The organism is Streptomyces sp. NPDC058758 (genome assembly GCF_042746075.1).
In the GTDB taxonomy this organism is placed as follows: Bacteria; Actinomycetota; Actinomycetes; order Streptomycetales; family Streptomycetaceae; genus Streptomyces.
In genome coordinates, this window is sequence record NZ_JBHYPS010000014.1 from 154,174 (window position 1) to 176,568 (window position 22,395).

The 22,395-nt window shown below is 74.0% G+C and carries 25 protein-coding genes and 1 pseudogene; 22 read left to right on the top strand and 4 right to left on the bottom strand.

Annotation, left to right across the window (positions count from 1 at the left end):
- Positions 1-75: 75 nt before the first annotated feature.
- The 4 genes and pseudogenes from ACFW6A_RS19290 to glmM all read left to right on the top strand — a co-directional run bounded on the left by ACFW6A_RS19290 (position 76) and on the right by glmM (position 3,173).
- A pseudogene (locus ACFW6A_RS19290) lies at positions 76-471 on the top strand (winged helix-turn-helix transcriptional regulator).
- A 226-nt stretch (positions 472-697) separates the two neighbouring features.
- A complete protein-coding gene (rplM, locus tag ACFW6A_RS19295) occupies positions 698-1,141 on the top strand; it encodes a 50S ribosomal protein L13 (protein WP_041130788.1) in 444 nt (147 codons plus the stop codon).
- 44 nt (positions 1,142-1,185) lie between these two features.
- Positions 1,186-1,698, top strand: coding sequence for a 30S ribosomal protein S9 (rpsI, locus tag ACFW6A_RS19300; RefSeq protein WP_030750225.1), 513 nt, complete (start codon positions 1,186-1,188; stop codon positions 1,696-1,698).
- A 116-nt stretch (positions 1,699-1,814) separates the two neighbouring features.
- Positions 1,815-3,173 (top strand): phosphoglucosamine mutase, encoded by a 1,359-nt coding sequence (gene glmM / locus ACFW6A_RS19305; protein WP_351845805.1) that lies wholly within the window; start codon positions 1,815-1,817, stop codon positions 3,171-3,173.
- 68 nt (positions 3,174-3,241) lie between these two features.
- Here glmM and ACFW6A_RS19310 read toward each other — a convergent pair whose 3' ends face one another.
- Together ACFW6A_RS19310 and coaA are read right to left on the bottom strand one after the other, a co-directional pair.
- Positions 3,242-4,192, bottom strand: coding sequence for a DUF389 domain-containing protein (locus ACFW6A_RS19310; protein WP_351845802.1), 951 nt, complete (start codon positions 4,190-4,192; stop codon positions 3,242-3,244).
- Between the two features lie 19 nt (positions 4,193-4,211).
- On the bottom strand, positions 4,212-5,231 hold the full coding sequence (gene coaA, locus ACFW6A_RS19315; protein ID WP_386476209.1) for a type I pantothenate kinase: 1,020 nt from the start codon (positions 5,229-5,231) through the stop codon (positions 4,212-4,214).
- Between the two features lie 130 nt (positions 5,232-5,361).
- Here coaA and glmS point away from each other — a divergent pair, with 130 nt between their 5' ends.
- The 8 genes from glmS (at position 5,362) to ACFW6A_RS19355 (ending at position 13,371) form a co-directional block, all read left to right on the top strand.
- Entirely contained in the window at positions 5,362-7,209 is a 1,848-nt protein-coding gene (gene glmS, locus ACFW6A_RS19320; RefSeq protein ID WP_386641590.1) for a glutamine--fructose-6-phosphate transaminase (isomerizing), read from the top strand.
- Between the two features lie 8 nt (positions 7,210-7,217).
- Complete coding sequence (locus tag ACFW6A_RS19325; protein WP_351845794.1) at positions 7,218-7,586, top strand: holo-ACP synthase; 369 nt, start codon at positions 7,218-7,220, stop codon at positions 7,584-7,586.
- Between the two features lie 319 nt (positions 7,587-7,905).
- Positions 7,906-9,357: an NAD(P)H-hydrate dehydratase gene (locus ACFW6A_RS19330; protein WP_351845791.1), complete on the top strand. Its 1,452-nt coding sequence runs from the start codon at positions 7,906-7,908 to the stop codon at positions 9,355-9,357.
- Positions 9,358-9,447: 90 nt separating this feature from the next.
- Positions 9,448-10,314 carry a L,D-transpeptidase family protein gene (locus ACFW6A_RS19335; RefSeq protein ID WP_351845788.1) on the top strand — a complete coding sequence of 289 codons (867 nt, stop codon included), beginning with the start codon at positions 9,448-9,450 and terminating at the stop codon, positions 10,312-10,314.
- Between the two features lie 21 nt (positions 10,315-10,335).
- Positions 10,336-11,487 carry an alanine racemase gene (gene alr, locus ACFW6A_RS19340; RefSeq protein ID WP_351845786.1) on the top strand — a complete coding sequence of 384 codons (1,152 nt, stop codon included), beginning with the start codon at positions 10,336-10,338 and terminating at the stop codon, positions 11,485-11,487.
- Positions 11,488-11,493: 6 nt separating this feature from the next.
- Complete coding sequence (locus tag ACFW6A_RS19345) at positions 11,494-12,573, top strand: alpha/beta fold hydrolase (protein ID WP_386476205.1); 1,080 nt, start codon at positions 11,494-11,496, stop codon at positions 12,571-12,573.
- Positions 12,574-12,583: 10 nt separating this feature from the next.
- Entirely contained in the window at positions 12,584-13,084 is a 501-nt protein-coding gene (gene tsaE, locus ACFW6A_RS19350; RefSeq protein ID WP_351845781.1) for a tRNA (adenosine(37)-N6)-threonylcarbamoyltransferase complex ATPase subunit type 1 TsaE, read from the top strand.
- Positions 13,085-13,194: 110 nt separating this feature from the next.
- A complete protein-coding gene (locus tag ACFW6A_RS19355) occupies positions 13,195-13,371 on the top strand; it encodes a hypothetical protein (RefSeq protein WP_351845778.1) in 177 nt (58 codons plus the stop codon).
- A 51-nt stretch (positions 13,372-13,422) separates the two neighbouring features.
- On the opposite strand, the gene ACFW6A_RS19360 is transcribed toward ACFW6A_RS19355, so the two are convergent.
- A complete protein-coding gene (locus ACFW6A_RS19360; protein WP_386476202.1) occupies positions 13,423-13,989 on the bottom strand; it encodes a hypothetical protein in 567 nt (188 codons plus the stop codon).
- A gap of 121 nt (positions 13,990-14,110) precedes the next feature.
- Between ACFW6A_RS19360 and tsaB the strand changes: the two genes are divergently transcribed.
- The 8 genes from tsaB (at position 14,111) to ACFW6A_RS19400 (ending at position 19,983) form a co-directional block, all read left to right on the top strand.
- Entirely contained in the window at positions 14,111-14,770 is a 660-nt protein-coding gene (tsaB, locus tag ACFW6A_RS19365) for a tRNA (adenosine(37)-N6)-threonylcarbamoyltransferase complex dimerization subunit type 1 TsaB (RefSeq protein WP_351845775.1), read from the top strand.
- A 38-nt stretch (positions 14,771-14,808) separates the two neighbouring features.
- Entirely contained in the window at positions 14,809-15,270 is a 462-nt protein-coding gene (rimI, locus tag ACFW6A_RS19370) for a ribosomal protein S18-alanine N-acetyltransferase (RefSeq protein WP_351845871.1), read from the top strand.
- Positions 15,270-16,370: a tRNA (adenosine(37)-N6)-threonylcarbamoyltransferase complex transferase subunit TsaD gene (gene tsaD, locus ACFW6A_RS19375; RefSeq protein WP_386641593.1), complete on the top strand. Its 1,101-nt coding sequence runs from the start codon at positions 15,270-15,272 to the stop codon at positions 16,368-16,370. Before rimI ends, tsaD begins: the two co-directional genes overlap by 1 nt.
- Positions 16,367-16,627, top strand: coding sequence for a hypothetical protein (locus ACFW6A_RS19380; RefSeq protein ID WP_351845769.1), 261 nt, complete (start codon positions 16,367-16,369; stop codon positions 16,625-16,627). Before tsaD ends, ACFW6A_RS19380 begins: the two co-directional genes overlap by 4 nt.
- A gap of 55 nt (positions 16,628-16,682) precedes the next feature.
- Positions 16,683-17,534, top strand: coding sequence for a polysaccharide deacetylase family protein (locus ACFW6A_RS19385; protein WP_386641596.1), 852 nt, complete (start codon positions 16,683-16,685; stop codon positions 17,532-17,534).
- A gap of 95 nt (positions 17,535-17,629) precedes the next feature.
- The gene (locus ACFW6A_RS19390) at positions 17,630-18,004 is read left to right on the top strand and encodes a YciI family protein (RefSeq protein ID WP_351845765.1); all 375 of its coding nucleotides are present in this window, start codon (positions 17,630-17,632) and stop codon (positions 18,002-18,004) included.
- A gap of 16 nt (positions 18,005-18,020) precedes the next feature.
- Positions 18,021-19,304 carry an RNA polymerase sigma factor gene (locus tag ACFW6A_RS19395; RefSeq protein WP_386641599.1) on the top strand — a complete coding sequence of 428 codons (1,284 nt, stop codon included), beginning with the start codon at positions 18,021-18,023 and terminating at the stop codon, positions 19,302-19,304.
- 10 nt (positions 19,305-19,314) lie between these two features.
- Entirely contained in the window at positions 19,315-19,983 is a 669-nt protein-coding gene (locus tag ACFW6A_RS19400) for a hypothetical protein (protein ID WP_386641602.1), read from the top strand.
- Here ACFW6A_RS19400 and ACFW6A_RS19405 read toward each other — a convergent pair.
- Complete coding sequence (locus ACFW6A_RS19405) at positions 19,916-21,103, bottom strand: methyltransferase domain-containing protein (RefSeq protein WP_386641605.1); 1,188 nt, start codon at positions 21,101-21,103, stop codon at positions 19,916-19,918. The two genes, ACFW6A_RS19400 and ACFW6A_RS19405, sit on opposite strands and share 68 nt — an antisense overlap.
- 126 nt (positions 21,104-21,229) lie before the next feature.
- Here ACFW6A_RS19405 and ACFW6A_RS19410 point away from each other — a divergent pair, with 126 nt between their 5' ends.
- Together ACFW6A_RS19410 and ACFW6A_RS19415 are read left to right on the top strand one after the other, a co-directional pair.
- The gene (locus ACFW6A_RS19410; protein ID WP_351845756.1) at positions 21,230-22,144 is read left to right on the top strand and encodes a polysaccharide deacetylase family protein; all 915 of its coding nucleotides are present in this window, start codon (positions 21,230-21,232) and stop codon (positions 22,142-22,144) included.
- Positions 22,141-22,305: a hypothetical protein gene (locus tag ACFW6A_RS19415; protein ID WP_386476192.1), complete on the top strand. Its 165-nt coding sequence runs from the start codon at positions 22,141-22,143 to the stop codon at positions 22,303-22,305. Before ACFW6A_RS19410 ends, ACFW6A_RS19415 begins: the two co-directional genes overlap by 4 nt.
- Positions 22,306-22,395 lie beyond the last annotated feature (90 nt).

Sequence of the window (22,395 nt, forward strand, 5' to 3'; positions counted from 1 at the left end):
GAACCTAGGGAGAGCTACTCTCCGTCGGGAAGCAGGTACCCGGAAGTGCGTACCGCACCGGAGGGAGCGTGTCCCGTGCCCACCCGTACCGCCGCCGAGCGCCGCGACGAGGCGCGCCGGGCCTATGACGCGTACCTCGCCGAATGCCCCGCCCGGCAGCTCCTCGACCGCATCTCCGACAAGTGAGTCACCCTCGTCCTGAACGCCCTGGCCGACGGCCCCCGCCGCTACGGCGAACTGAGCCGCAAGCTCGCCGGCGTCAGCCAGAAGATGCTCACCCAGACCCTCCGTTCCCTGGAGCGGGACGGTCTGGTGTCCCGGTCGGTGACCCCGTCGGTTCCGGTCCGGGTCGATTACGCGCTGACGCCGTTGGGGGAGTCGTTGCTGCCGGTGGTGGCGGCACTGAAGGCGTGGGCGGACGGGCACATGGGCGAGGTGGCGGTGGCGCGGGCGGCGTACGACGGGGGGTGAGGGGGCGGGGCGGAGCGTTTTGACCCGGCCGGGGGAGCGCGGGTACGCTTCTGCTCTGTTATGCGTATTGGCTTCGTCGTTCTCACGCGGAGGGGCCTTGCGCAGGTTCCCTGGAGCAGTTACCAGTGGCTCGCATACGGGCGGTGACCCGGCAGTGCAGGCCCCAGCTGCATGATCGCTTCAGGTGTGTCTGGACTCCATCCACTGAAGAAGCGAAGGCTACGAAGTGCGTACGTACAGCCCCAAGCCCGGCGATGTCACTCGCCAGTGGCACATCATCGACGCGCAGGACATCGTCCTGGGTCGTCTGGCGACCACGGCCGCGAACCTCCTGCGAGGCAAGCACAAGCCGGTCTACGCCCCCCACATGGACATGGGCGACTTCGTCATCATCATCAACGCCGACAAGGTCCACCTGTCCGGCAACAAGAAGACCCAGAAGATGGCGTACCGCCACTCCGGCTTCCCGGGCGGTCTGCGCTCCGTCCGTTACGACGAGCTGCTCGACAAGAACCCCGAGAAGGCCGTCGAGAAGGCCATCAAGGGCATGATCCCCAAGAACTCCCTGGGCCGTCAGATGCTCTCGAAGCTGAAGGTCTACGCGGGCGAGAACCACCCGCACGCTGCCCAGCAGCCGGTCCCGTTCGAGATCACCCAGGTCGCGCAGTAGTTCCGGCCACACCCCCTAAGAACGAAAGAAATCTGAGGAGCATCGTGGCCGAGACCACCCCCGAGACCCCCGTCGACGAGTTCGAGGGCGTCGAGGAGTACACCACCGAGACCGAGATCGTCGAGGGTGACTACACCTCCGAGTCCCTCGCGTCCCGCTTCGGCGACCCGCAGCCGGCCGCCGGCCTGGGCCGTCGCAAGAACGCCATCGCCCGCGTCCGGATCGTCCCGGGCACCGGCAAGTGGAAGATCAACGGGCGCACGCTCGAGGACTACTTCCCGAACAAGGTCCACCAGCAGGAAGTCAACGAGCCCTTCAAGGTGCTCGAGCTCGACAACCGCTACGACGTCATCGCCCGCATCGCCGGTGGCGGCGTCTCCGGCCAGGCCGGCGCCCTGCGCCTCGGCGTGGCCCGCGCCCTCAACGAGGCCGACGTCGAGAACAACCGCCCGGCGCTGAAGAAGGCCGGCTTCCTCTCCCGTGACGACCGCGCGGTCGAGCGGAAGAAGGCCGGTCTCAAGAAGGCCCGCAAGGCTCCGCAGTACAGCAAGCGTTAATCGCCTGCCGCACTGCTTGTACGTACGCCCCGGCGCACTGCGCGTGCCGTCGGGGCGTACGTTTTTTCTTAACCTCTTTCCTTTCAGTCTTGGGCACGCATTTTCGGAGGACAGCTGTGGGACGACTCTTCGGCACCGACGGCGTACGCGGCGTCGCCAACGCCGACCTGACGGCGGAGCTCGCGCTCGGCCTGTCGGTCGCGGCGGCGCACGTGCTCGCCGAGGCGGGGACCTTCGAGGGCCATCGGCCGACCGCCGTGGTCGGCCGTGACCCGCGGGCGTCCGGAGAGTTCCTGGAGGCGGCCGTCGTCGCCGGTCTCGCCAGCGCAGGCGTCGACGTCCTGCGCGTCGGCGTCCTGCCGACCCCGGCCGTCGCCCACCTCACCGGCGTCCTCGGCGCCGACCTCGGCGTGATGCTGTCCGCCAGCCACAACGCCATGCCCGACAACGGCATCAAGTTCTTCGCCCGCGGCGGCCACAAGCTCGCCGACGACCTGGAGGACAAGATCGAGGCCGTCTACGAGGAGCACCGCACCGGCGCCCCCTGGGACCGCCCGACCGGCGCCGGCGTCGGCCGCGTCCGCGACTACACCGAGGGCTTCGAGACGTACGTCGCCCACCTCCTCGGCGTCCTCCCCAACCGCCTCGACGGCCTGAAGATCGTCCTCGACGAGGCCCACGGCGCCGCCGCCCGCGTCTCGCCCGAGGCCTTCACCCGCGCCGGCGCCCAGGTCGTCACCATCGGCGCGGCCCCCGACGGCCTCAACATCAACGACGGCTGCGGCTCCACCCACCTGGAGCTGCTGAAGGCCGCCGTCGTCGAGCACGGCGCCGACCTCGGCATCGCCCACGACGGCGACGCCGACCGCTGCCTCGCCGTCGACCACACCGGCGCGGAGGTGGACGGCGACCAGATCCTCGCCGTGCTCTCCCTCGCCATGCGCGAGGCCGGCACCCTGCGCGGCGACACCGTCGTCGCCACCGTCATGTCCAACCTGGGCTTCAAGCTCGCCATGGAGCGCGAGGGCCTCACCCTCGTCCAGACCGCGGTCGGCGACCGCTACGTCCTGGAGTCCATGAAGGAGCACGGCTACGCCCTCGGCGGCGAGCAGTCCGGCCACGTCATCGTGCTCGACCACGCCACCACCGGCGACGGCACCCTCACCGGCCTCATGCTGGCCGCCCGGGTCGCCGCCACCGGCAAGTCCCTCGCCGAGCTGGCCTCCGTCATGGAGCGGCTGCCGCAGATCCTGATCAACGTCAAGGACGTCGACAAGTCCCGCGTCACCACCTCCGCCGACCTGGCCGCCGCCGTCGTCGACGCCGAGCGCGAGCTGGGCACCACCGGCCGCGTGCTGCTCCGCTCCTCCGGCACCGAGCCGCTGGTCCGCGTCATGGTCGAGGCCGCCGACATCGAGCAGGCCCGCGCCGTCGCGCAGCGCCTCGCCGACGTCGTGAAGTCCGCGCTGGGCTAGGCCCTCCGGGCGGTACGGCGAAGGGCCCCGCGCACTCCGGTGCGGCGGGGCCCTTCTCCGTACCCCGGTCAGCCCCGGCGCAGCCGGCGCTTCAGCTTGCCGCGCTGGGTGTCCCACAGCCACTTCTGCGCCAGCAGCGTCAGGGTCCCCGACAGCATGATCCCCAGCAGGTTGAGCAGCAGCTGTTCGATCGACCCCCACGTCTGGCCGACCTCGCCGTAGCTCAGCGCCACCGCCGCGTTCGCCGCCGCCGGGACGGTCGTCACGGAGATCGCCACGCCCACCAGGGCGCCCGCCTTCGACGAGGTCAGGGAGAGGGTGCCGGCCGCGCCCGCGAGCAGCGCGACGACGAAGGAGAACGGGTCCGGCTGCCAGATGAAGCTGGTCTGGGGCCGCTCCCCGTCCAGCATCTCCACGCTGAACAGCCCGAGCCGGTCCATCAGCAGGCTGAACAGGGTCGTGGCCAGGATCGCCGCCAGGAAGCCGACGAGCAGCGCGATCAGCGACCGGACCGCGAGCCGCGGCGCCCGCTTCACGATCGCCGTGCACACCCCGGCGAGCGGACCGAACTCCGGGCCCACCGCCATCGCGCCCACGATCAGGATCGCGTTGTCCAGGACGACGCCGCAGGCCGCGATCATCGTCGCCAGGAGCATGAAGGCGAGATAGGTGAAGGAGAGCGTCGACTCCTCGTGCGTCGAGGTCGCCAGCTGTTCCCAGAGCACCGCGTCGGCGCCCTCGCCGGGGGCGTCCTCCTCGGCCGTGTCGGCCCGCTCCGACATGGACAGGTCGATGTTCTCGACCGCGATCGACCCGTCCTGATCGAGCTTCAGTCCCCGCAGCCCGTGCAGGAGTTCGTCGCCCGCCTCGCGGGCGACGTCGCACATGACGACGTCCCCGGCCGGGTCCCTGGCGGCTCCCGGCAGCACCACCACGTGGGTGGTGCCGACCGTCGACCCGATCAGCTCGGTCACGGCCTCGGTCCGGTCCGATGGCACGATCATCCGCAGGTGCAGCATGCCCCCGAGCTTACGGAGGTCAGAGCTTGCGGAGGCTGAGGCGCTGCACCTTGTGGTCGGGGCCCTTGCGGACCACGAGCGTCGCCCGGCCGCGGGTCGGCGCCACGTTCTCCAGCAGGTTCACCTTGTTGACGGTCCGCCACATCGTGCGGGCGTAGTCGAGGGCCTCCTCCTCGGAGACCTGCGTCCAGCGCCGGAAGTACGAGGAAGGGTCCTGGAAGGCGGTCTCCCGCAGCTTCCGGAAGCGGTTGAGGTACCAGCCCTCGATGTCCTCCGGCCGCGCGTCCACGTACACGGAGAAGTCGAAGTAGTCGGCGAGCCCGACCCGGGTCCGCCCGTCCTTGCCGGGCAGCGCCGGCTGGAGGACGTTCAGCCCCTCGACGATCAGGATGTCGGGCCGGCGCACCACGAGCTGCTCGCCGGGCACCCGGTCGTAGATGAGGTGCGAGTAGACCGGCGCGGTGACCTCGTCCTTCCCCGCCTTCACGTCGGCGACGAACCGGGTCAGCGCCCGCCGGTCGTACGACTCGGGGAACCCCTTCCGGGACATCAGCCCGCGCGCCTTCAGCTCCGCCATCGGGTAGAGGAACCCGTCGGTGGTGATCCGCTCCACCCGGGGGTGCTCGGGCCAGCGGGCGAGCAGCGCCTCCAGGAGCCGCGCCACGGTCGACTTCCCGACCGCGACCGACCCGGCGACCCCTATGACGAACGGCGTGCCGCGCTGTTCGGCCTTCTCCCCGAGGAAGGTGTTCAGCGCCCCCCGCAGGCCGCTGGTGGCCTGCACGTACAGGTTGAGCAGCCGGGACAGCGGCAGGTACACGTCCCGCACCTCGTCGAGGTCGATGACGTCCCCCAGCCCCTGGAGCCGTTCGACCTCGTCGGCGGTGAGCGGGAGCGGCGTCTTGTCCCGCAGCGCGCTCCACTCGGCCCGGGTGAGGTCGACGTAGGGCGTCGGCTCGGAACCCCGGCGGGTCCCCCCGGTCCCGGTCCCGGCTCCGTTGCCGTTGCCGTTGGCGCTTCGTGGCGGCGAAGTGATCACGGGCTCCATTGTCCCGGGTTCCCGCACGCCGTGGGCCGTGGGGTGGGTCACGTGCCGCGCGGTTGACGGCGCCCGGCCGACTCCGTGCGGGGTACGGGCCGGGGGCGGGGTTCGGCCGTAGGCTGCCGTCATGTGCGGAATCGTGGGATACGTCGGCGGGCAGTCGGCGCTTGATGTGGTCGTCGCGGGGCTGAAGCGGCTGGAGTACCGGGGGTACGACTCCGCCGGGGTCGCCGTGCTCGCGGACGGCGGGCTCGCCGCGGCGAAGAAGGCGGGGAAGCTCGTCAACCTGGAGAAGGAGCTGGTGGAACGGCCGCTGGCCGGCGGGTCCGTCGGGATCGGGCACACCCGGTGGGCCACCCACGGCGGCCCGACCGACGCCAACGCCCACCCGCACCTCGACAACGCCGGGCGCGTCGCCGTCGTGCACAACGGGATCATCGAGAACTTCGCCGCCCTGCGCGAGGAGCTGGCCGAGCGCGGGCACGAGCTGAGCTCCGAGACCGACACCGAGGTCGTCGCCCACCTGCTGGCCGAGGAGTTCTCCTCGGTCGGCGACCTGGCCGAGGCCATGCGGCTGGTCTGCCGGCGGCTCGACGGGGCCTTCACCCTGGTCGCCGTCCACGCCGACCAGCCCGACGTCGTGGTCGGCGCGCGGCGGAACTCGCCGCTCGTGGTCGGCGTCGGGGAGGGGGAGAACTTCCTCGCCTCCGACGTGTCCGCCTTCATCGCGCACACCCGGTCCGCCATCGAACTCGGACAGGACCAGGTCGTCGAGCTGACCCGGGACGGGGTCGCCGTCACCGACTTCGGCGGCGCGCCGGCCGAGGTCCGGGCCTTCCACGTCGACTGGGACGCCTCCGCCGCCGAGAAGGGCGGCTACGACCACTTCATGCTCAAGGAGATCGCCGAGCAGCCGAAGGCCGTCGCCGACACCCTCCTCGGCCGGATCGACGCGAACGGGCGGCTCACCCTCGACGAGGTGCGCATCCCGGACGCCGTGCTCCGCGAGGCCGACAAGATCGTCGTCATCGCCTGCGGCACCGCCTTCCACGCCGGCCTCATCGCCAAGTACGCCATCGAGCACTGGACCCGGATCCCCTGCGAGGTGGAGCTGGCCAGCGAGTTCCGCTACCGCGACCCGATCCTCGGGCAGCGGACGCTCGTCATCGCGATCTCCCAGTCCGGCGAGACCATGGACACCCTGATGGCGCTGCGGCACGCCCGCGAGCAGGGCGCCAAGGTCCTCGCCGTGTGCAACACCAACGGGTCGACCATCCCCCGGGAGTCCGACGCCGTGCTGTACACGCACGCCGGGCCCGAGGTCGCCGTCGCCTCCACGAAGGCCTTCCTCACCCAGCTCGTCGCCTGCTACCTCCTCGCCCTCTACCTGGGGCAGGTGCGCGGCACCAAGTGGGGCGACGAGATCCACGCGGTCGTCCGCGAACTCGCCCGGATCGGCGAGGAGGTCGAGCGGGTCCTGGAGACCATGGAGCCCGTCCGGGCGCTCGCCCGCTCCCTCGCCCACAAGGACACGATCCTCTTCCTCGGCCGGCACGTCGGCTACCCGGTCGCCCTGGAGGGTGCGCTGAAGCTGAAGGAGCTGGCGTACATGCACGCCGAGGGCTTCGCGGCCGGCGAGCTGAAGCACGGGCCGATCGCCCTCGTCGAGGAGGACCTGCCGGTCGTCGTCGTGGTGCCCTCGCCCAAGGGGCGCTCGGTCCTCCACGACAAGATCGTCTCCAACATCCAGGAGATCCGGGCCCGCGGCGCCCGGACGATCGTGATCGCGGAGGAGGGCGACGAGGCCGTCGTCCCCTTCGCCGACCACCTCGTCCGGATCCCGGCCACGCCCACGCTGCTCCAGCCGCTCGTCTCCACGGTGCCGCTCCAGGTCTTCGCCTGCGAGCTGGCCGCCGCCCGGGGCAACGAGGTGGACCAGCCCCGCAACCTGGCCAAGTCCGTGACGGTGGAGTGAGTGAGGAAATGATCATCGGGGTGGGGATCGACGTGGCGGAGATCGACCGTTTCGCCGCGTCGCTGGAACGTACGCCGGCGCTCGTCCGGCGCCTCTTCGTGGACGCCGAGCTGCTCCTGCCGAGCGGCGAGCGCCGCGGCCCGGCCTCCCTCGCGGCGCGCTTCGCCGCGAAGGAGGCCCTGGCGAAGGCGCTCGGCGCGCCGGGCAACCTGCTCTGGACGGACGCCGAGGTGTACGTCGAGTCCACCGGCCGCCCCCGGCTGCGGGTCAGCGGCACGGTGGCGGCCCGCGCGGACGAGCTGGGCGTGAAGCACTGGCACGTCTCGCTGAGCCATGACGCCGGGGTGGCCTCGGCGGTGGTGATCGCCGAGGGCTGAGCCGTACGGACGGAGGAGCGGGGCCCGGCCGCGGGGAGGCGGTACCGGGCCCCGCTCCGTGCCGCGCGCGACCGCCAGGGCCGGCGACGGATACGAGTGCCGCGCGCGGGGTCGGTGCCCCTCGGGGGCCGGCGGGACCGGCCGGGCAAGGATGCTTAGGTAAGGCAAACCTAAGTCGAGGTGTGGAGGGGTGTCAACCGCGCTTTCCGGCCGACGCCGAGGAAGCCCCGCCCACCCCTCTCGCGCACACCCGCCCCGCTCCTCCACCCCACCCGTCCCCTCCGGGCGGGGGCCCCGCGCCTGGGGCAGACTGCTGCCCATGCGTACCGCTCACCACGTGGAGACCGTCCGGGCCGCCGAGGCCGCACTGATGGCACGGCTGCCCGAGGGCGCGCTGATGCAGCGGGCCGCCGCCGGACTCGCCGCCGCCTGCTGCTCGCTGCTCGGCAGGGGCCGGGTCTACGGCTCCCGGGTCGTCCTCCTCGTCGGCAGCGGCGACAACGGCGGCGACGCCCTCTACGCCGGCGCCCGCCTCGCCCGGCGCGGCGCCGGGGTCACCGCCGTGCTCCTCGGCGCCCGCGCCCACGGCGCCGGGCTCGCCGCGCTGCGGGCCGCCGGCGGACGCGTCGCCGAGGACCCCTACGAGGCGCTCGCCGCCGCCGACCTCGTCCTCGACGGCATCACCGGCATCGGCGGCGTCGGCGGACTGCGCCCCGAGGCCGTGCCCGTCGCCCGGGCCGCGCGCGGCTCCGACGCGGTCGTCGTCGCCGTCGACCTGCCCAGCGGCGTCGACGCCGACACCGGCGAGGTCACCGGCGAGGCCCTGCGCGCCGACGCCACCGTCACCTTCGGCACGTACAAGCCGGGGCTCCTCGTCGACCCCGCACGGGAGTACGCCGGCGCCCTGCGGCTCGTGGACATCGGGCTCGCCGCCACCCTCCCCTCCGTGCCCGACGCCGAGGCGCTCCAGCACCGGGACGTGGCCCGGCTGCTCCCCGCGCCGGCCGCCGAGAGCGACAAGTACCGGCGGGGCGTCCTCGGCGTCGTCGCCGGCTCCGAGCGGTACCCCGGCGCCGCCGTCCTCGCCGTGGCCGGCGCGCTGCGCGGCGGCGCCGGGGCCGTCCGGTACGTGGGCCACGCCCGCGACGCGGTGATCGCCGCCCACCCGGAGACCCTGGTGCACGCGGGCCCGCCCGGGAAGGCCGGCCGCGTCCAGGCCTGGGTCGTCGGCCCCGGCCTCGGCGAAGGGCCCGGCGCCCGGCTCGCGGTCGACGAGGTGCTCGCCTCCGACGTGCCCGTCCTCGTCGACGCCGACGGCCTGCGCGCCCTCGACCCCGAGGCCGTCCGCGGCCGCCCCGCCGCCACCCTGCTCACCCCGCACGCCGGCGAGGCGGCGGCCCTGCTCGGCACCGACCGGACGGCCGTGGAGGCCGGCCGGCTCGCCGCCGTCCGCGCGCTCGCCGCCCGCTACGGCGCCACCGTCCTCCTCAAGGGCTCCACCACCCTCGTCTGCGGGCCCGGCGGCACCGGTCCCGTCCGGGTCAACCCCACCGGCACCCCCTGGCTCGCCACCGCCGGCTCCGGCGACGTCCTGTCCGGCCTCGCCGGCTCCCTCCTCGCCGCCGGACTCGGCGCGGTCGACGCCGCCTCCTGCGCCGCCTACCTGCACGGACTCGCCGCCCGCCGGGCCGCCGCCGGCGCCGGGCCGATCACCGCGACGGAGGTCGCCGGCGCCCTGCGCGCCGCCTGGCGGGACGTCCGCGAGCCCTGACCGCGCCGCGCCCCCGGTCGGCCCAACTCCGCTGCTCCGCCCGGGGGCCAGCGCGTGCCGGGCCCGGCCGGGGCGGGTTCGGATGGAGCGGTGACCAGATGGAGAAGCCGCATCCTGCCGCCGTTGCTCGCCACCGTCCTGCTGGCCGGCGCCGCCCCCGCGCACGGGGAGGAGCCGGCCCCCGCGGAGGCCGGGCCCGCCGCCGACGTCCTCGTCCCCGGCATCGCCGGCGCCGGCCGCCCCGAATACCCCATGGACACCCCCGACCAGGTCCTGCCGCCGATCGCCCCCGACGGCGAGATCCCCGTCCCCGAGCCGGAGGAGGAGGTCGACGAACTCGTCGAGTACCTCCCGCGCAACGCCACCAAGGCCGCCTGCACCGCGCAGACCGGGATGTACCAGCGGCAGGTCGAGCGGCTGCTGCGGCTGAAGGCCGACGGGAAGCAGTCGGCCGCCGACTGCCGGGCCATCCGCGCCTTCCAGACCCGGCAGAAGATCAAGCCCGCCAACGGCTACGCCGGCCCCGTCACCTGGGCCCGCGCCGAACTCCTCGCCGCCCGCAAGAACCCCAACGCCGCCGGGAAGTGCCCGGTCCGCTCCCACCCGGTCGCCTGCGTCGACCTGAACCGCGAGCTGATGTGGGTCCAGAAGGGCCGGAAGATCACCTACGCCGTGGTCAACATCCGCAGCGGCCGGGCCGGATACCGCACCCGCACCGGCTGGCACTCCGTCTACTGGCGCCACAAGGACCACTGGTCGTCCATCTACGACACGCCGATGCCGTTCTCCCAGTTCTTCGACGGCGGCCAGGCCTTCCACGGCGTCTACGGGGCCATCGCCACCCCCACCGGGAGCCGCGGCTGCGTGAACCTCACCTACAGGAACGCCGAGAAGCTCTGGTCCGTCCTCCGCAAGGGTGACCGGGTCTACATCTGGGGCAAGCGGCCGGGGCGGTGACCACCTGAGAGACTGGGCGCGATGACTGAGACACCGCCGCCGCCCAGCCGAGCCCGCGCCGAGATCGACCTCGGGGCGCTGCGCGCCAACGTCCGCGCGCTGCGCGCCCGCGTCGCCCCCCACGTCCGGGTCATGGCCGTGGTCAAGGCCGACGCGTACGGCCACGGCGCCGTGCGCTGCGCCCGCGCCGCCCTCGACGCGGGCGCGAGCTGGCTCGGCACGGCCACCCCGCAGGAGGCGCTGGCGCTGCGCGCCGCCGGGATCACCGACGTCCCCGTCCTGTGCTGGCTGTGGACCCCGGGGGACCCGTGGGACGCCGGCATCGAGGCCGGGCTCGACATGGCGGTGAGCGGACGCTGGGCCCTCGACGAGGTCACCGCCGCCGCCCGCGCGACCGGCGGCACGGCCCGGATCCAGCTCAAGGCCGACACCGGCCTCGGCCGCAACGGCTGCCAGCCCGCCGACTGGCCCGCGCTCGTCGCCGAGGCCCTGAAGGCCGAGAAGGAGGGGCTGGTCAAGGTCACCGGCCTCTGGTCCCACTTCGCCTGTGCGGACGAACCCGGCCACCCCTCGATCGCCGCCCAGCTCGACGTCTTCCGCTCGATGGTGGAGTACGCGGAGAAGGCCGGCGTCGAGCCCGAGGTCCGCCACATCGCCAACTCGCCGGCCACCCTCACCCTGCCCGAGGCCCACTTCGACCTGGTCCGCCCCGGCATCGCGATGTACGGCGTCTCGCCCGCCCCCGAGCTGGGCACCTCCGCCGAGCTGGGGCTGCGCCCGGTGATGTCGCTCAAGGCGGCCGTCGCCCTGGTGAAGGAGGTCCCGCCCGGCCACGGCGTCTCCTACGGCCACCACTACGTCACCGACGGCGAGACCACCCTCGGCCTGATCCCGGTGGGCTACGCCGACGGCGTCCCCCGGCACGCCTCCGGCCGCGGCCCGGTCCTCGTCGACGGCACGGTCCGCACGGTCGCCGGGCGGGTCGCCATGGACCAGTTCGTGGTCGACCTCGGCGGCGACCGGCCCGCACCCGGCACCGAGGCCGTCCTCTTCGGCTCCGGCGCGCACGGCGAGCCGACGGCCCAGGACTGGGCGGAGGCCGCCGACACCATCGCGTACGAGATCGTCACCCGGATCGGCGCGCGCGTGCCGCGCGTGTACGTGGGGGAGTAGCCCGCCGTGGGGGAGACGACCGGGGGCGGCTGGCGGCGCGCGGGGATCGCCGGCGCGGCGATAGGCGTGCTCGCGGCCGGCGCGGCGGCCGGCGTCGCCGTCGAGCGGCTGACCGTGGGCCGCTCGGTGCGCCGCAAGGCCCGGCTCGCCCTGGACGCCACCGGCCCGTACGGCACCCTGCGCGGCGCCCCGGGCCGGGCGCTCGCCGACGACGGCACGGCCCTCGCGTACGAGACGGACGACGCGCCCGGCCCCCTCACCGTCGTCTTCTCGCACGGCTTCTGCCTGAACCAGGACTCCTGGCACTACCAGCGGGCCGCCCTGCGCGGCCGGGTCCGGACCGTCTTCTGGGACCAGCGGGGCCACGGCCGCTCGGGGCGCGGCCCGGAGGAGCCCGTCACCATCGACCGGCTCGGCCGCGACCTCAAGGCCGTCGTCGACGCCGCCGCGCCCGAGGGGCCGCTCGTCCTCGTCGGGCACTCGATGGGCGGGATGACGGTGATGGCGCTCGCCGCGCTGTACCCGGAGCTGGTCCGGGACCGGGTCGTCGGCGTCGCCCTGGTCGGCACCTCCGCGGGCCGCCTGGAGGAGGTCTCGTACGGGCTGCCGCTCGCCGGCGTCAACGCCGTCCGCCGGGTCCTGCCCGGGGTGCTGCGGGCCCTCGGCTCCCAGGCGGAGCTGGTCGAGAAGGGCCGCCGGGCCACCGCCGACCTCTTCGCCGGGCTGGTGAAGAAGTACTCCTTCGCCTCGAAGGACGTGGACCCGGCCGTCGTCCGCTTCGCGGAGCGGATGATCGAGTCCGTCCCGGTCGACGTGGTCGCCGCGTTCTACCCGGCCTTCGGCGCGCACGACAAGCTCGCCGCCCTCGCCGCCTTCCGGGGCCTGCCGGCGCTCGCCCTCGCCGGCGACCAGGACCTCGTCACCCCCGCCTCCCACACCGAGGCCATCGCCGAGGCGCTGCCCGGCGCCGAACTGGTCGTCGTCCCCGACGCCGGCCACCTGGTGATGCTGGAGCGGCCCGAGGCCGTCACGGACGCGCTCGGGGCCCTGCTGGCCAGGTCCGGGGAGGGCCCGGACAACGGATAGGTTGGCGGGTATGGAAGCAGCGCACCCGCCCGTCTCCGGCGCCACCCTCTCCGTCGACTCCCCCGAGCAGATGGGGGAGCTGGGCCGCCGGCTCGCGAAACTCCTCCGCCCCGGCGACCTCGTCATGCTCACCGGCGAGCTGGGCGCAGGGAAGACCACGCTGACCCGCGGCCTCGGCGAGGGCCTGGGCGTGCGCGGCGCGGTCACCTCGCCGACCTTCGTCATCGCCCGCGTCCACCCCTCGCTCACCGGCGGCCCGGCCCTGGTGCACGTGGACGCCTACCGGCTGGGCGGCGGGCTCGACGAGATGGAGGACCTGGACCTCGACGTCTCGCTGCCCGAGTCCGTGGTGGTCGTGGAGTGGGGCGACGGCAAGGTCGAGGAGCTGACCGACGACCGGCTGCACGTGCTGATCCACCGCGTGACCGGCGACACCGACGACGACCGGCGCACGGTCGTGCTCCGCGGGATCGGCGCGCGCTGGGCCGGGGAGGACCTCGCCCTGCTGTGAACGTCCGTAGGTTCCGACAGCATGTCGGGAAAATGTTGCGCCGCCGCTCCGCTCCGTGGTGACATGGAGGAAGGAGCTGGTTAGGTGAACCTAACCTACGGGAGGCATGCATGGCGACGCAGATGCCGGAGCGCGACGACCGCACCGCCGAGGAGCACGTCTCGATGAGCGAGCTGCTGGCCTCCTGCGCGGCGGCCAGCGCCGTCTCGACCCCGCCGGGGCGCGAGCTCGCGCCCGCAGCCCGGGAGCCGGAGACGGACGCGGACCTCAGGGACGAGGCCGCGTAGCCGCACCGGTCGACCGTCCGCGCCGGCCGCGCGTCACCCGTACCGGGGACGTCAGGGGACGACGACGACCTTCGCGCCGATCGACGCGAAGGTCCACATCGCGTCGCCGTCCGCCCGCTTCATCCGGACGCCGCCGGTCTTCTTCGACGGGTCGGCCGCCGGCATCGAGCCGTCGACGGCCGCGCTGAAGCCGACCGTCACGCCGTCCACCGTCGCGAAGCGGACCACGTGCTCGATCTGCACCCCGTCGGAGCCGCGGACCGAATTGGACCGGGAGGTCACCGCGTACGCCCCCGGCTCCGGGCTCACCGAACTCGGCGCCACCGCGAAGGTGCGCACCGCCTTGTTCTTCGCGTCGACCAGCCACACCCGGCGGCCCTCCAGCGCGTACACCACGCGCTCGCCGGTGCCCGAGGCCGCCGGCACCGCCAGCGGGTCCTTCGCCGGCTTCTTCGTCCCGGCCGGGGCCGACGCCGAAGGAGCGGCCGTGACCGGCGCCTGCCGGGGGTCCGCGAGGTTCGCCGGCACGCTCGCCGACGCCTGGTAGGCGAGGAAGGCGACCACGGCGAGGGCCGCCGCGGTGAGCCCGGCCACGAATCCCGAGCTGCTCCTTGCCACCGTCTCCACCTCTTCGTACGTACGTGCCGAGCCTGACCAGCTGTCGGGCCTGACGGTAGCAGCCGGGTCCCCGAACGGCCGCGCGCCGCATCGCCCGCTCGTGGCGCCGTAGGCTGTTCGCGTGCTGTTGCTCGCCATGGATACCGCCACCCCCGCCGTCACCGTCGCCCTCCACGACGGCACGGCCGTCGTCGCCGAGTCGACCCGCGTCGACGCCCGCCGCCACGGGGAGCTGCTGCTCCCCGCCGTCGACCGGGTCCTCAAGGAGGCCGGCACCGCGCTCGACGCGGTGACCGGCATCGTGGTCGGGGTCGGCCCCGGCCCCTACACCGGCCTCCGGGTCGGGCTCGTCACGGCCGCCGCCTTCTCCTCCGCCCTCGGCGGGGTGCCGGTGCACGGCCTGTGCACCCTCGACGGCCTCGCGTACGCCTCCGGCGTCGAGGGCCCCTTCGCGGTGGCGACCGACGCCCGCCGCAAGGAGGTCTACTGGGCGCGTTACGACGACGCCCGCACCCGGGTCACCGACGCCGCCGTCGACCGGCCTGCCGAGATCGCCGAGCGGCTCGCCGGGCTGCCGGTCGTCGGCGCGGGCGCCCTGCTCTACCCGGACGCCTTCCCCGACGCCCGCGGCCCCGAGCACCAGTCCGCCGGCGCGCTGGCCGCCCTCGCGGCCGAGCGGCTGGCCGCGGGCGGAGGGGGCTTCCTCGACCCGCGGCCGATGTACCTGCGGCGGCCCGACGCCCAGGTGCCGAAGAACTACAAGGTGGTCACCCCCACGTGAGCGGGGAAGCGGTGGCCGACGGCACCGTCCTGCGCGAGATGCGCTGGTGGGACCTGCCGGAGGTGCTCGCCCTGGAGGCGGAGCTGTTCCCCGAGGACGCCTGGTCGGAGGGGATGTTCTGGTCCGAGCTCGCGCACGCGCGCGGGCCCCGGGCCACCCGGCGGTACGTCGTCGCCGAGACCCCCTCCGGGGAACTGGCCGGCTACGCGGGCCTGGCGGCGGCCGGCGGGCTCGGCGACGTCCAGACCATCGCCGTCGCCCGCGCGCAGTGGGGCACCGGGCTCGGCGCCCGGCTGCTCACCGACCTCCTCCAGCACGCCACGGCCTTCGAGTGCGACGAGGTCCTGCTCGAAGTGCGCGTGGACAACACCCGGGCGCAGAAGCTGTACGAGCGCTTCGGCTTCGAGCCCATCGGCTTCCGCCGCGGCTACTACCAGCCGGGCAACGTCGACGCGCTCGTGATGCGACTGACTGTTCAAGGAACTGGGACCGATATCTGATGGCTGCTGACGAACCCCTCGTGCTCGGCATCGAGACCTCCTGCGACGAGACCGGCGTCGGCATCGTCCACGGCACGACCCTCCTCGCCGACGCCGTGGCCTCCAGCGTCGACACCCACGCCCGCTTCGGCGGCGTCGTGCCCGAGATCGCCTCCCGGGCCCACCTGGAGGCGATGGTCCCGACGATCGAGCGGGCCCTGAAGACCGCCGGCGTCTCGGCGAAGGACCTCGACGGCATCGCGGTCACCGCGGGCCCCGGCCTCGCGGGCGCGCTGCTCGTCGGCGTCTCCGCCGCCAAGGCGTACGCCTACGCGCTGGGCAAGCCGCTCTACGGCGTCAACCACCTGGCCTCGCACATCTGCGTCGACCAGCTGGAGCACGGCCGGCTGCCCGAGCCCACGATGGCGCTGCTCGTCTCCGGCGGGCACTCCTCGCTGCTGCTCTCCACCGACATCACCGCCGACGTGCGGCCGCTGGGCGCCACCATCGACGACGCGGCCGGCGAGGCCTTCGACAAGATCGCCCGCGTCCTCGACCTCGGCTTCCCCGGCGGCCCGGTCATCGACCGGCTCGCCAGGGAGGGCGACCCGGCCGCCATCGCCTTCCCGCGCGGCCTGAGCGGCGCCAAGGACCCGGCGTACGACTTCTCCTTCTCCGGCCTCAAGACCGCCGTGGCCCGCTGGATCGAGGCCAAGCGGGCGGCCGGCGAGGAGGTTCCGGTCCGGGACGTGGCCGCCTCCTTCCAGGAGGCCGTCGTCGACGTCCTCACCCGCAAGGCCGTCCGGGCCTGCAAGGACGAGGGCGTCGACCACCTGATGATCGGCGGCGGCGTCGCCGCGAACTCGCGGCTGCGGGCCCTCGCCGAGGAGCGCTGCGAGCGGGCCGGGATCCGGCTCCGGGTGCCCCGCCCGGGCCTGTGCACCGACAACGGCGCCATGGTCGCCGCGCTCGGCTCCGAGATGGTCGCCCGGGGCAGGGTCGCCTCCGACCTGGAGCTGTCGGCGGACTCGTCCCTTCCGGTGACCGACCCGCACGTCCCCGGACACGCCCACGACCACGACCACGTGCACGAGATCAGCAAGGAGAACCTGTACTCGTGAGGGTCACGCTGATGTGGGAGGCCCGGGCCGTGCAGGGCCGGGGCCCCGAACTCCTGGAGTGGGCCCGGGCCCGGGCTCGGGTGCTGGCCCGCGAGCCGGTCCGCCGGGAGGTCTTCCGGGCCCCCCAGGACCGGGTCCTCGTGCTCACCTGGTGGGACGTGGACGCCCTCGACGCCGAGCTGCCCGAGCTGCCCGAGCCGGACGCCGCGCTGATCACCCGTCCGGTGCACCGCTGGCGCTTCGAATCGGTCGAATAGGCGAACTGTTCGTCGATCGGGCAACCTTTCGACCGGATCGGGCATCCCACAGCCCGTGAAGAAGCAGATCGCGATGTGGGCGGCGCTGACCGCGGTGACGCTCCTGATGACGGGCTGCACGGCCGAGACCCCGCCCCCGCCGCCGGCCCCCGCCGCCCCGGAGAAGACCGCCACCCCGGAGCGGGCCGCCGCGCCGGAGCCCGCCCCGGCCCCGGAGGCGGCCCGGGCCGCCGCGTACCGCAAGTGGGGCATCGAGCCGCTGGCCGCCCCGCCCGCCCCGCCCGCCGTCAAGCCGGTGAAGCGCGTCCCCGGCGGCCCGGTGCCGGTCATCAGCGACGTCCCGACCGACGACAAGGTCGTCTTCCTCACCATCGACGACGGAGCCGAGAAGGACCCGGAGTTCGTGCGGATGACGGCCGAGCTGGGCGTCCCCTTCACCATGTTCCTCACCGACTCGGTGATCAGCGGGGACTACGGCTACTTCGAGCCGCTCGTCGCCCAGGGCCACGGCGTCGCCAACCACACCCTCACCCACCCGAACCTGCGCACCCTCTCCCCGGAGGCCCAGCGCCGCGAGATCTGCGGCCAGCAGGAGAAGCTGCGGAAACGGTACGGCTCCGCCCCGCGCCTCTTCCGCCCGCCGTTCGGCAACTGGAACGAGGCCACCCGCGCCGCCGCCGGCAGCTGCGGCCTCGACGCGATCGTCCTCTGGCGCGAGTCCATGCAGATCAAGAACATGCAGTACCAGCGCGGCGACCGGAAGCTCCACCCCGGCGACATCGTCCTCGCCCACTTCCGCGGCCCCGGCGAGCTCAAGGGCCGCACGATGACCGAGATGACCGCCACCCTGCTCCGCAGGATCCAGGAGCAGGGCTTCACCGTGGCCCGCCTGGAGGACTACGTCTAGAAGAACTTCCGGCGCGGTGTCGATGCGGGCCCGGCCCGTTCGACGTAGGAGTGGAAGGCGGGGAACGGCCCCGCCACCGCACCCCAGGAGTCACCATGCCCCGCTTCCTCTCCCTCGTCCGCATCGAGGAGAACACCCCGGACGCCATCGACATGGAGAGCGCCGACCCCGGCTTCGAGGAGCGGATGGGCGCGCTCTTCGAGGAGATCACCAAGGCCGGCGTCATGGTGGACACCGCCGGGCTCCGGCCCACCGCCGAGTCCACCCGGATCACCTGGTCGGACGGGAGGCTGTCCTTCACCGACGGCCCGTTCACCGAGACCAAGGAGGTCGTCGGCGGCTACGCGATGCTCCAGTGCAAGGACATGGCCGAGGCCGTCGAGTGGGGCAAGCGGTTCCTCGCCGTCCACCCGCCGCACTGGAAGGTCGGCCTGGAGGTCCGCGAGGTCGAGGAGATGCCGGAGGGCTGAGCCCGCCTGTGCTGTCATGGGGACCGTGACGGTGGAGAGCACGCTGGAGACGGTCTTCCGGATGGAGTCGGCGCGGATCATCGCCACGGTGACGCGGGTCGTCCGGGACGTCGGCATCGCCGAGGAGATCGCCCAGGACGCCCTCGTCGCCGCCCTGGAGCAGTGGCCGCGGTCGGGCGTCCCGGACCGCCCGGGAGCCTGGCTGACGGCCACCGCCAAGCACCGCGCCGTCGACCTGGTGCGACGGCGCGAGACGTACGCGCGCAAGCTCGCCGAGGTCGGCCGGAGCCTGCCGGAGGAGGCGTACGACCCCGAGCCCTCCGGCCCCGGCGACATCGACGACGACGTCCTGCGGCTGGTCTTCACCACCTGCCACCCGGTGCTCTCCGCCGAGGCCCGGGCGGCGCTCACCCTGCGGCTCGTCTGCGGGCTGCGCACCGAGGAGGTCGCCCGCGCCTTCCTCGTCCCCGAGGCGACCGTCGCGGCCCGGATCACCCGGGCCAAACGGGCGCTCGCGAAGGCGGGCGTGGAGTTCGAGGTGCCGTACGGGCCGGAGCGGGCGGCCCGGCTCGGCTCCGTCCTGGAGGTCGTCTACCTCGTCTTCAACGAGGGGTACGCGGCCACCGCCGGCGACGACCTGCTGCGCCCCGCGCTCTGCGAGGACGCGCTCCGGCTGGCCCGCGGCCTCGCCGCCCTGCTGCCGGACGAGAGCGAGGCGCACGGCCTCGCCGCCCTCCTCGAGCTCCAGGCCTCCCGGATCCCCGCCCGCACCGGCCCCGACGGACACCCGGTGCTCCTCGCCGACCAGGACCGGCGGCGCTGGAACCGGCTGCTCGTCCGGCGCGGCTACGACGCCCTCGCCCGGGCCTGGGGGTCCCCCGGGACGGAGCCCGGGGGAGGACGCGACCACGGCCCGTACGCCCTCCAGGCCGCCATCGCCGCCTGCCACGCGCGGGCCGCCTCGTACGAGGAGACGGACTGGGCGGTGATCGCCGGACTGTACGGACGGCTGATGGAGCGGGCCCCGTCCCCGGTGGTGGAGCTGAACCGCGCGGTGGCCGTCTCGATGACCGAGGGCCCGGCCGCCGCCCTCGCCCTCGTCGACGCCCTCGCCGCCGAACCCGCCCTCGCCCGCTACCACTTGCTCCCGAGCGTCCGCGGCGACCTGCTGGCCCGGCTCGGCCGCGACGGGGAGGCGCGGGCGGAGTTCGCGCGGGCGGCGGAGCTGACCCGGAACGGGCGCGAGCGGGCGCTGCTGCGGGCACGGGCGGGTGAACTCCCGTCCGGGGAGGCGCCGTAGGCTGCCCGGCATGCCCCCGCGCACGCCCCTTCCCCCGCCGCCCCCGCCCGCCGAACTGCGCAGCCGGCCCGACCGGGACGCGCTCCTCGCCGACCGGGCGCTGGCGCTGGACGTGCTGCTGCGGCGGCTGCTCGGCGGGAGCCGGTTCGCGCTGTTCGCCGGGTCGGTGCTGGTGCTCCAGCTGGGCTGGGGCATGGTCGGCGTGACGCTCGTCGGCCTCGGCACCGGGGCGATCCTCGACCCGGTCGCCTTCTTCGTCGGGCTGGTCGTCTCCGTCCTCGGCCTCGGTGTGCTGGTGCCGGGCGTCCGGCTCGCCGTGCGCGGGGTGCGCCAGGACCGCGTGGCGCGCGAACGGCTGCTCCGCTGGGCGGCGTTGGACCGGCACGGCCCGACGGACGGGCGGCTGCGCGCCCCCGTCCTGAGCGCCTGCTGGATGGTGCTCTCCGCCGTCCTGTGCGGCCTCGGGCTGTGGCTGGGCTTCGCGGTGCCGGCCGGGGCGGACCCGTCGGACGGCCTCGGGACGGTCGCGTACGGCATGGGCGTGGCGCTCGTCCTCTGGATCAACGGCCTGATCGGGCTCTTCAAGGCCGCCGGACACTACCGGACGGTGCTCAGGGTCGTGCCGCCGCCCCGGCGGGGTGCCCGATCAGCATCGTCGGGGCCCCCGCGACACGTGTGAGCAGGACCGTCGCCGCGTTCGGGCCCTTCGGCCGCACCCTCCGCCAGATCTCCTCCGGCTCCACGGCCGAGCCGCGCTTCTTCACCGTCAGGGTGCCCACCTCGCGCTCGCGCAGCAGGGCCTTCAGCCTCTTGAGGTGGAAGGGGAGCACGTCGGTGATCTCGTAGGCGGAGGCGTACGGGGTGGGGGTCAGGGTGTCGGCGGTGACGTAGGCGATCGTCTCGTCGATCAGGCCGCCGTCCAGCTCCTCGGCGACCTCGGCGACCAGGTGGGCGCGGATGACGGCGCCGTCGGGCTCGTACAGGTACCGGCCGACCGGGCGGACCGCCGGGTCGGGCAGGCCCCGGCCGGTGAGGCTCGCGCCGGAGGGCAGCAGGGTGGCGCGGCGCGCGCCCGGCTCCGTGCCGAACCACAGCACCGCCTCCTTCACGTCGCCGCCGTCCGAGATCCACTCCGCCTCGGCCTCGTCGGGGACGGTCTCGTGGGGGATGCCGGGGGCGATCTTCAGGGCCGCGCGCGGGGCCTTGCGGGCCGCCTCCACGGCCCAGGAGAGCGGCGGGGAGTACGCCTCCGGGTCGAAGATCCGGCCCCGGCCGCCGCGCCGCGCCGGGTCGACGAAGACGGCGTCGTAGGGGCTGGTGTCGATCTCGGTGACGTCGGCGCAGCGGACCTCGATCAGCTCCGTGAGGCCCAGCGCGGCGGCGTTGGCGCGGGCCACCTCGGCGGTGAGCGGGTCCCGGTCGACGGCGAGGACGGAGATGCCGGCGCGGGCGAGCGCCAGCGCGTCGCCGCCGATGCCCGAGCAGAGGTCGGCGACGCTGCGCACGCCGAGCTCCCCGAGCCGGGCGGCGCGGTGGGAGCCGACCGCCGCCCGGGTGGACTGCTCGACGCCGTTCGGCGTGAAGTACATGCGGTACGCGTCTTCCGCGCCGAACTTCGCCACCGCGCGCTGCCGCAGCCGGGCCTGCCCGAGGGCGGCCGAGACCAGCTCGGCGGGGTGGTCGCGGCGCAGCCGGGAGGCGACCGCCAGTTCCCGGGCGGGGTCGTAGTCGCGCAGGGCGGCGAGGAGCGTCTGGCCCTCGGGGGCGAGCAGGGCGGCGAAGGCGGCGAGGTCGTTCACCGTCCCATTCTCCCTGTGGGCCGGGTGGGGGACGGCGGGGCCGGTACGGCGGTGTCGCGGCCGGAGGGGCGGGTCGCGCTGACAGGATGCGGCGCCATAAGGGTCGTACGACAAAAGGAAGAAATGATGGCAAAGGGTCATTCCCGCCGTCTGCTGGGGGCCGCGCTCCTCGTCGCCGCGCTCACCTCCACCGCGGCCTGCGCGGGCGGCTCCGAGCCCGGGTCCTCCGGCGCTCCCGCCCCCGCCGCGGGCCAGCAGGCCCCCGCCAAGACCGCCGCCCAGCTCGCCCGCGAGAAGAGGGCCGCGCTGGCGAAGCAGCGGGCCGCCCGGGCCGCCGTCGCCAAGAAGTGGGGGCTCAGGCTGACCCCCCTCGAAGCCCCCGCCCCGCCGAGGACCAAGCCGAGGATCACCACCCGGAAGGGCTTCGAGACCGACGGCGAGGGACTCCCGCCCGTCTTCACCACCGTCCCCACCAAGGAGAAGGTCGTCTTCCTGACGATCGACGACGGCGCCGAGAAGGACCCCGAGCTCATCCGCATGATGAGCGAGCTGAAGATCCCGTACAGCGCCTTCCTCAGCGACTACGTGGTCAGCGACGACTACCCCTACTTCGCGAGGATGCAGAAGTCGCAGCCGCGCGGGGTCGCCCTCCACAACCACACCCTGAACCACAAGTACCTGCCCGGGCTCTCCTACGCGCGCCAGAAGCGGGAGATCTGCGGGATGCAGGACGTCATCGAGAAGAAGTACGGCAAGCGCCCCGAACTCTTCCGGCCGCCGTACGGCAACTACAACGAGGACACCCTGCGCGCCGCCAGGTCCTGCGGCGTCAAGGCCGTCCCGCTCTGGGCCTCCGAGGCCTTCCCCGACCACATGGAGTGGCGCGAGTGGGACCGGGACCTGCACCCCGGCGACATCGTCCTCACCCACTTCCGCGGCGAGGAGGACTGGAAGGGCAGCATGCCCGACATGATCCGCCGGGTGATGAACGTGATCACGTCCAAGGGCTACGCGGTCGCCAAGCTGGAGGACTACGTATGAGCCGGCTGCGCCCGCTCGTCGTCGCCGTCCTGCTCCTCGGCCTCACCGGCTGCGCCTCCGCCCTCGACCCGATCGAACGCCTCGGCCGCAAGGCGGTGGAACGGGTGGGCGACCACCCGCCCGCCGGCGCCGGGCACGTCAGGGCGGAGGGCGCGCGCTAGGGCGTTTCCTTCGGATCATCTGATCGTTGGTTGATGTGTGTCGCTGACTGACGCCCAGTGGGCGAGGATCGAGCCGTTGCTGCCGGACCG

What these genes read in the sequence shown, in the direction of transcription:
- ACFW6A_RS19310 (WP_351845802.1), bottom strand. Translation starts at nt 4,192, where the DNA reads ATGCTGCACCTGCGGATGATCGTGCCATCGGACCGGACCGAGGCCGTG.
- glmS (WP_386641590.1), top strand. Translation starts at nt 5,362, where the DNA reads ATGTGCGGAATCGTGGGATACGTCGGCGGGCAGTCGGCGCTTGATGTG.
- ACFW6A_RS19325 (WP_351845794.1), top strand. Translation starts at nt 7,218, where the DNA reads ATGATCATCGGGGTGGGGATCGACGTGGCGGAGATCGACCGTTTCGCC.
- ACFW6A_RS19330 (WP_351845791.1), top strand. Translation starts at nt 7,906, where the DNA reads ATGCGTACCGCTCACCACGTGGAGACCGTCCGGGCCGCCGAGGCCGCA.
- alr (WP_351845786.1), top strand. Translation starts at nt 10,336, where the DNA reads ATGACTGAGACACCGCCGCCGCCCAGCCGAGCCCGCGCCGAGATCGAC.
- tsaE (WP_351845781.1), top strand. Translation starts at nt 12,584, where the DNA reads ATGGAAGCAGCGCACCCGCCCGTCTCCGGCGCCACCCTCTCCGTCGAC.
- ACFW6A_RS19355 (WP_351845778.1), top strand. Translation starts at nt 13,195, where the DNA reads ATGGCGACGCAGATGCCGGAGCGCGACGACCGCACCGCCGAGGAGCAC.
- rimI (WP_351845871.1), top strand. Translation starts at nt 14,809, where the DNA reads ATGCGCTGGTGGGACCTGCCGGAGGTGCTCGCCCTGGAGGCGGAGCTG.
- tsaD (WP_386641593.1), top strand. Translation starts at nt 15,270, where the DNA reads ATGGCTGCTGACGAACCCCTCGTGCTCGGCATCGAGACCTCCTGCGAC.
- ACFW6A_RS19390 (WP_351845765.1), top strand. Translation starts at nt 17,630, where the DNA reads ATGCCCCGCTTCCTCTCCCTCGTCCGCATCGAGGAGAACACCCCGGAC.
- ACFW6A_RS19395 (WP_386641599.1), top strand. Translation starts at nt 18,021, where the DNA reads ATGGGGACCGTGACGGTGGAGAGCACGCTGGAGACGGTCTTCCGGATG.
- ACFW6A_RS19400 (WP_386641602.1), top strand. Translation starts at nt 19,315, where the DNA reads ATGCCCCCGCGCACGCCCCTTCCCCCGCCGCCCCCGCCCGCCGAACTG.
- ACFW6A_RS19410 (WP_351845756.1), top strand. Translation starts at nt 21,230, where the DNA reads ATGGCAAAGGGTCATTCCCGCCGTCTGCTGGGGGCCGCGCTCCTCGTC.
- ACFW6A_RS19415 (WP_386476192.1), top strand. Translation starts at nt 22,141, where the DNA reads ATGAGCCGGCTGCGCCCGCTCGTCGTCGCCGTCCTGCTCCTCGGCCTC.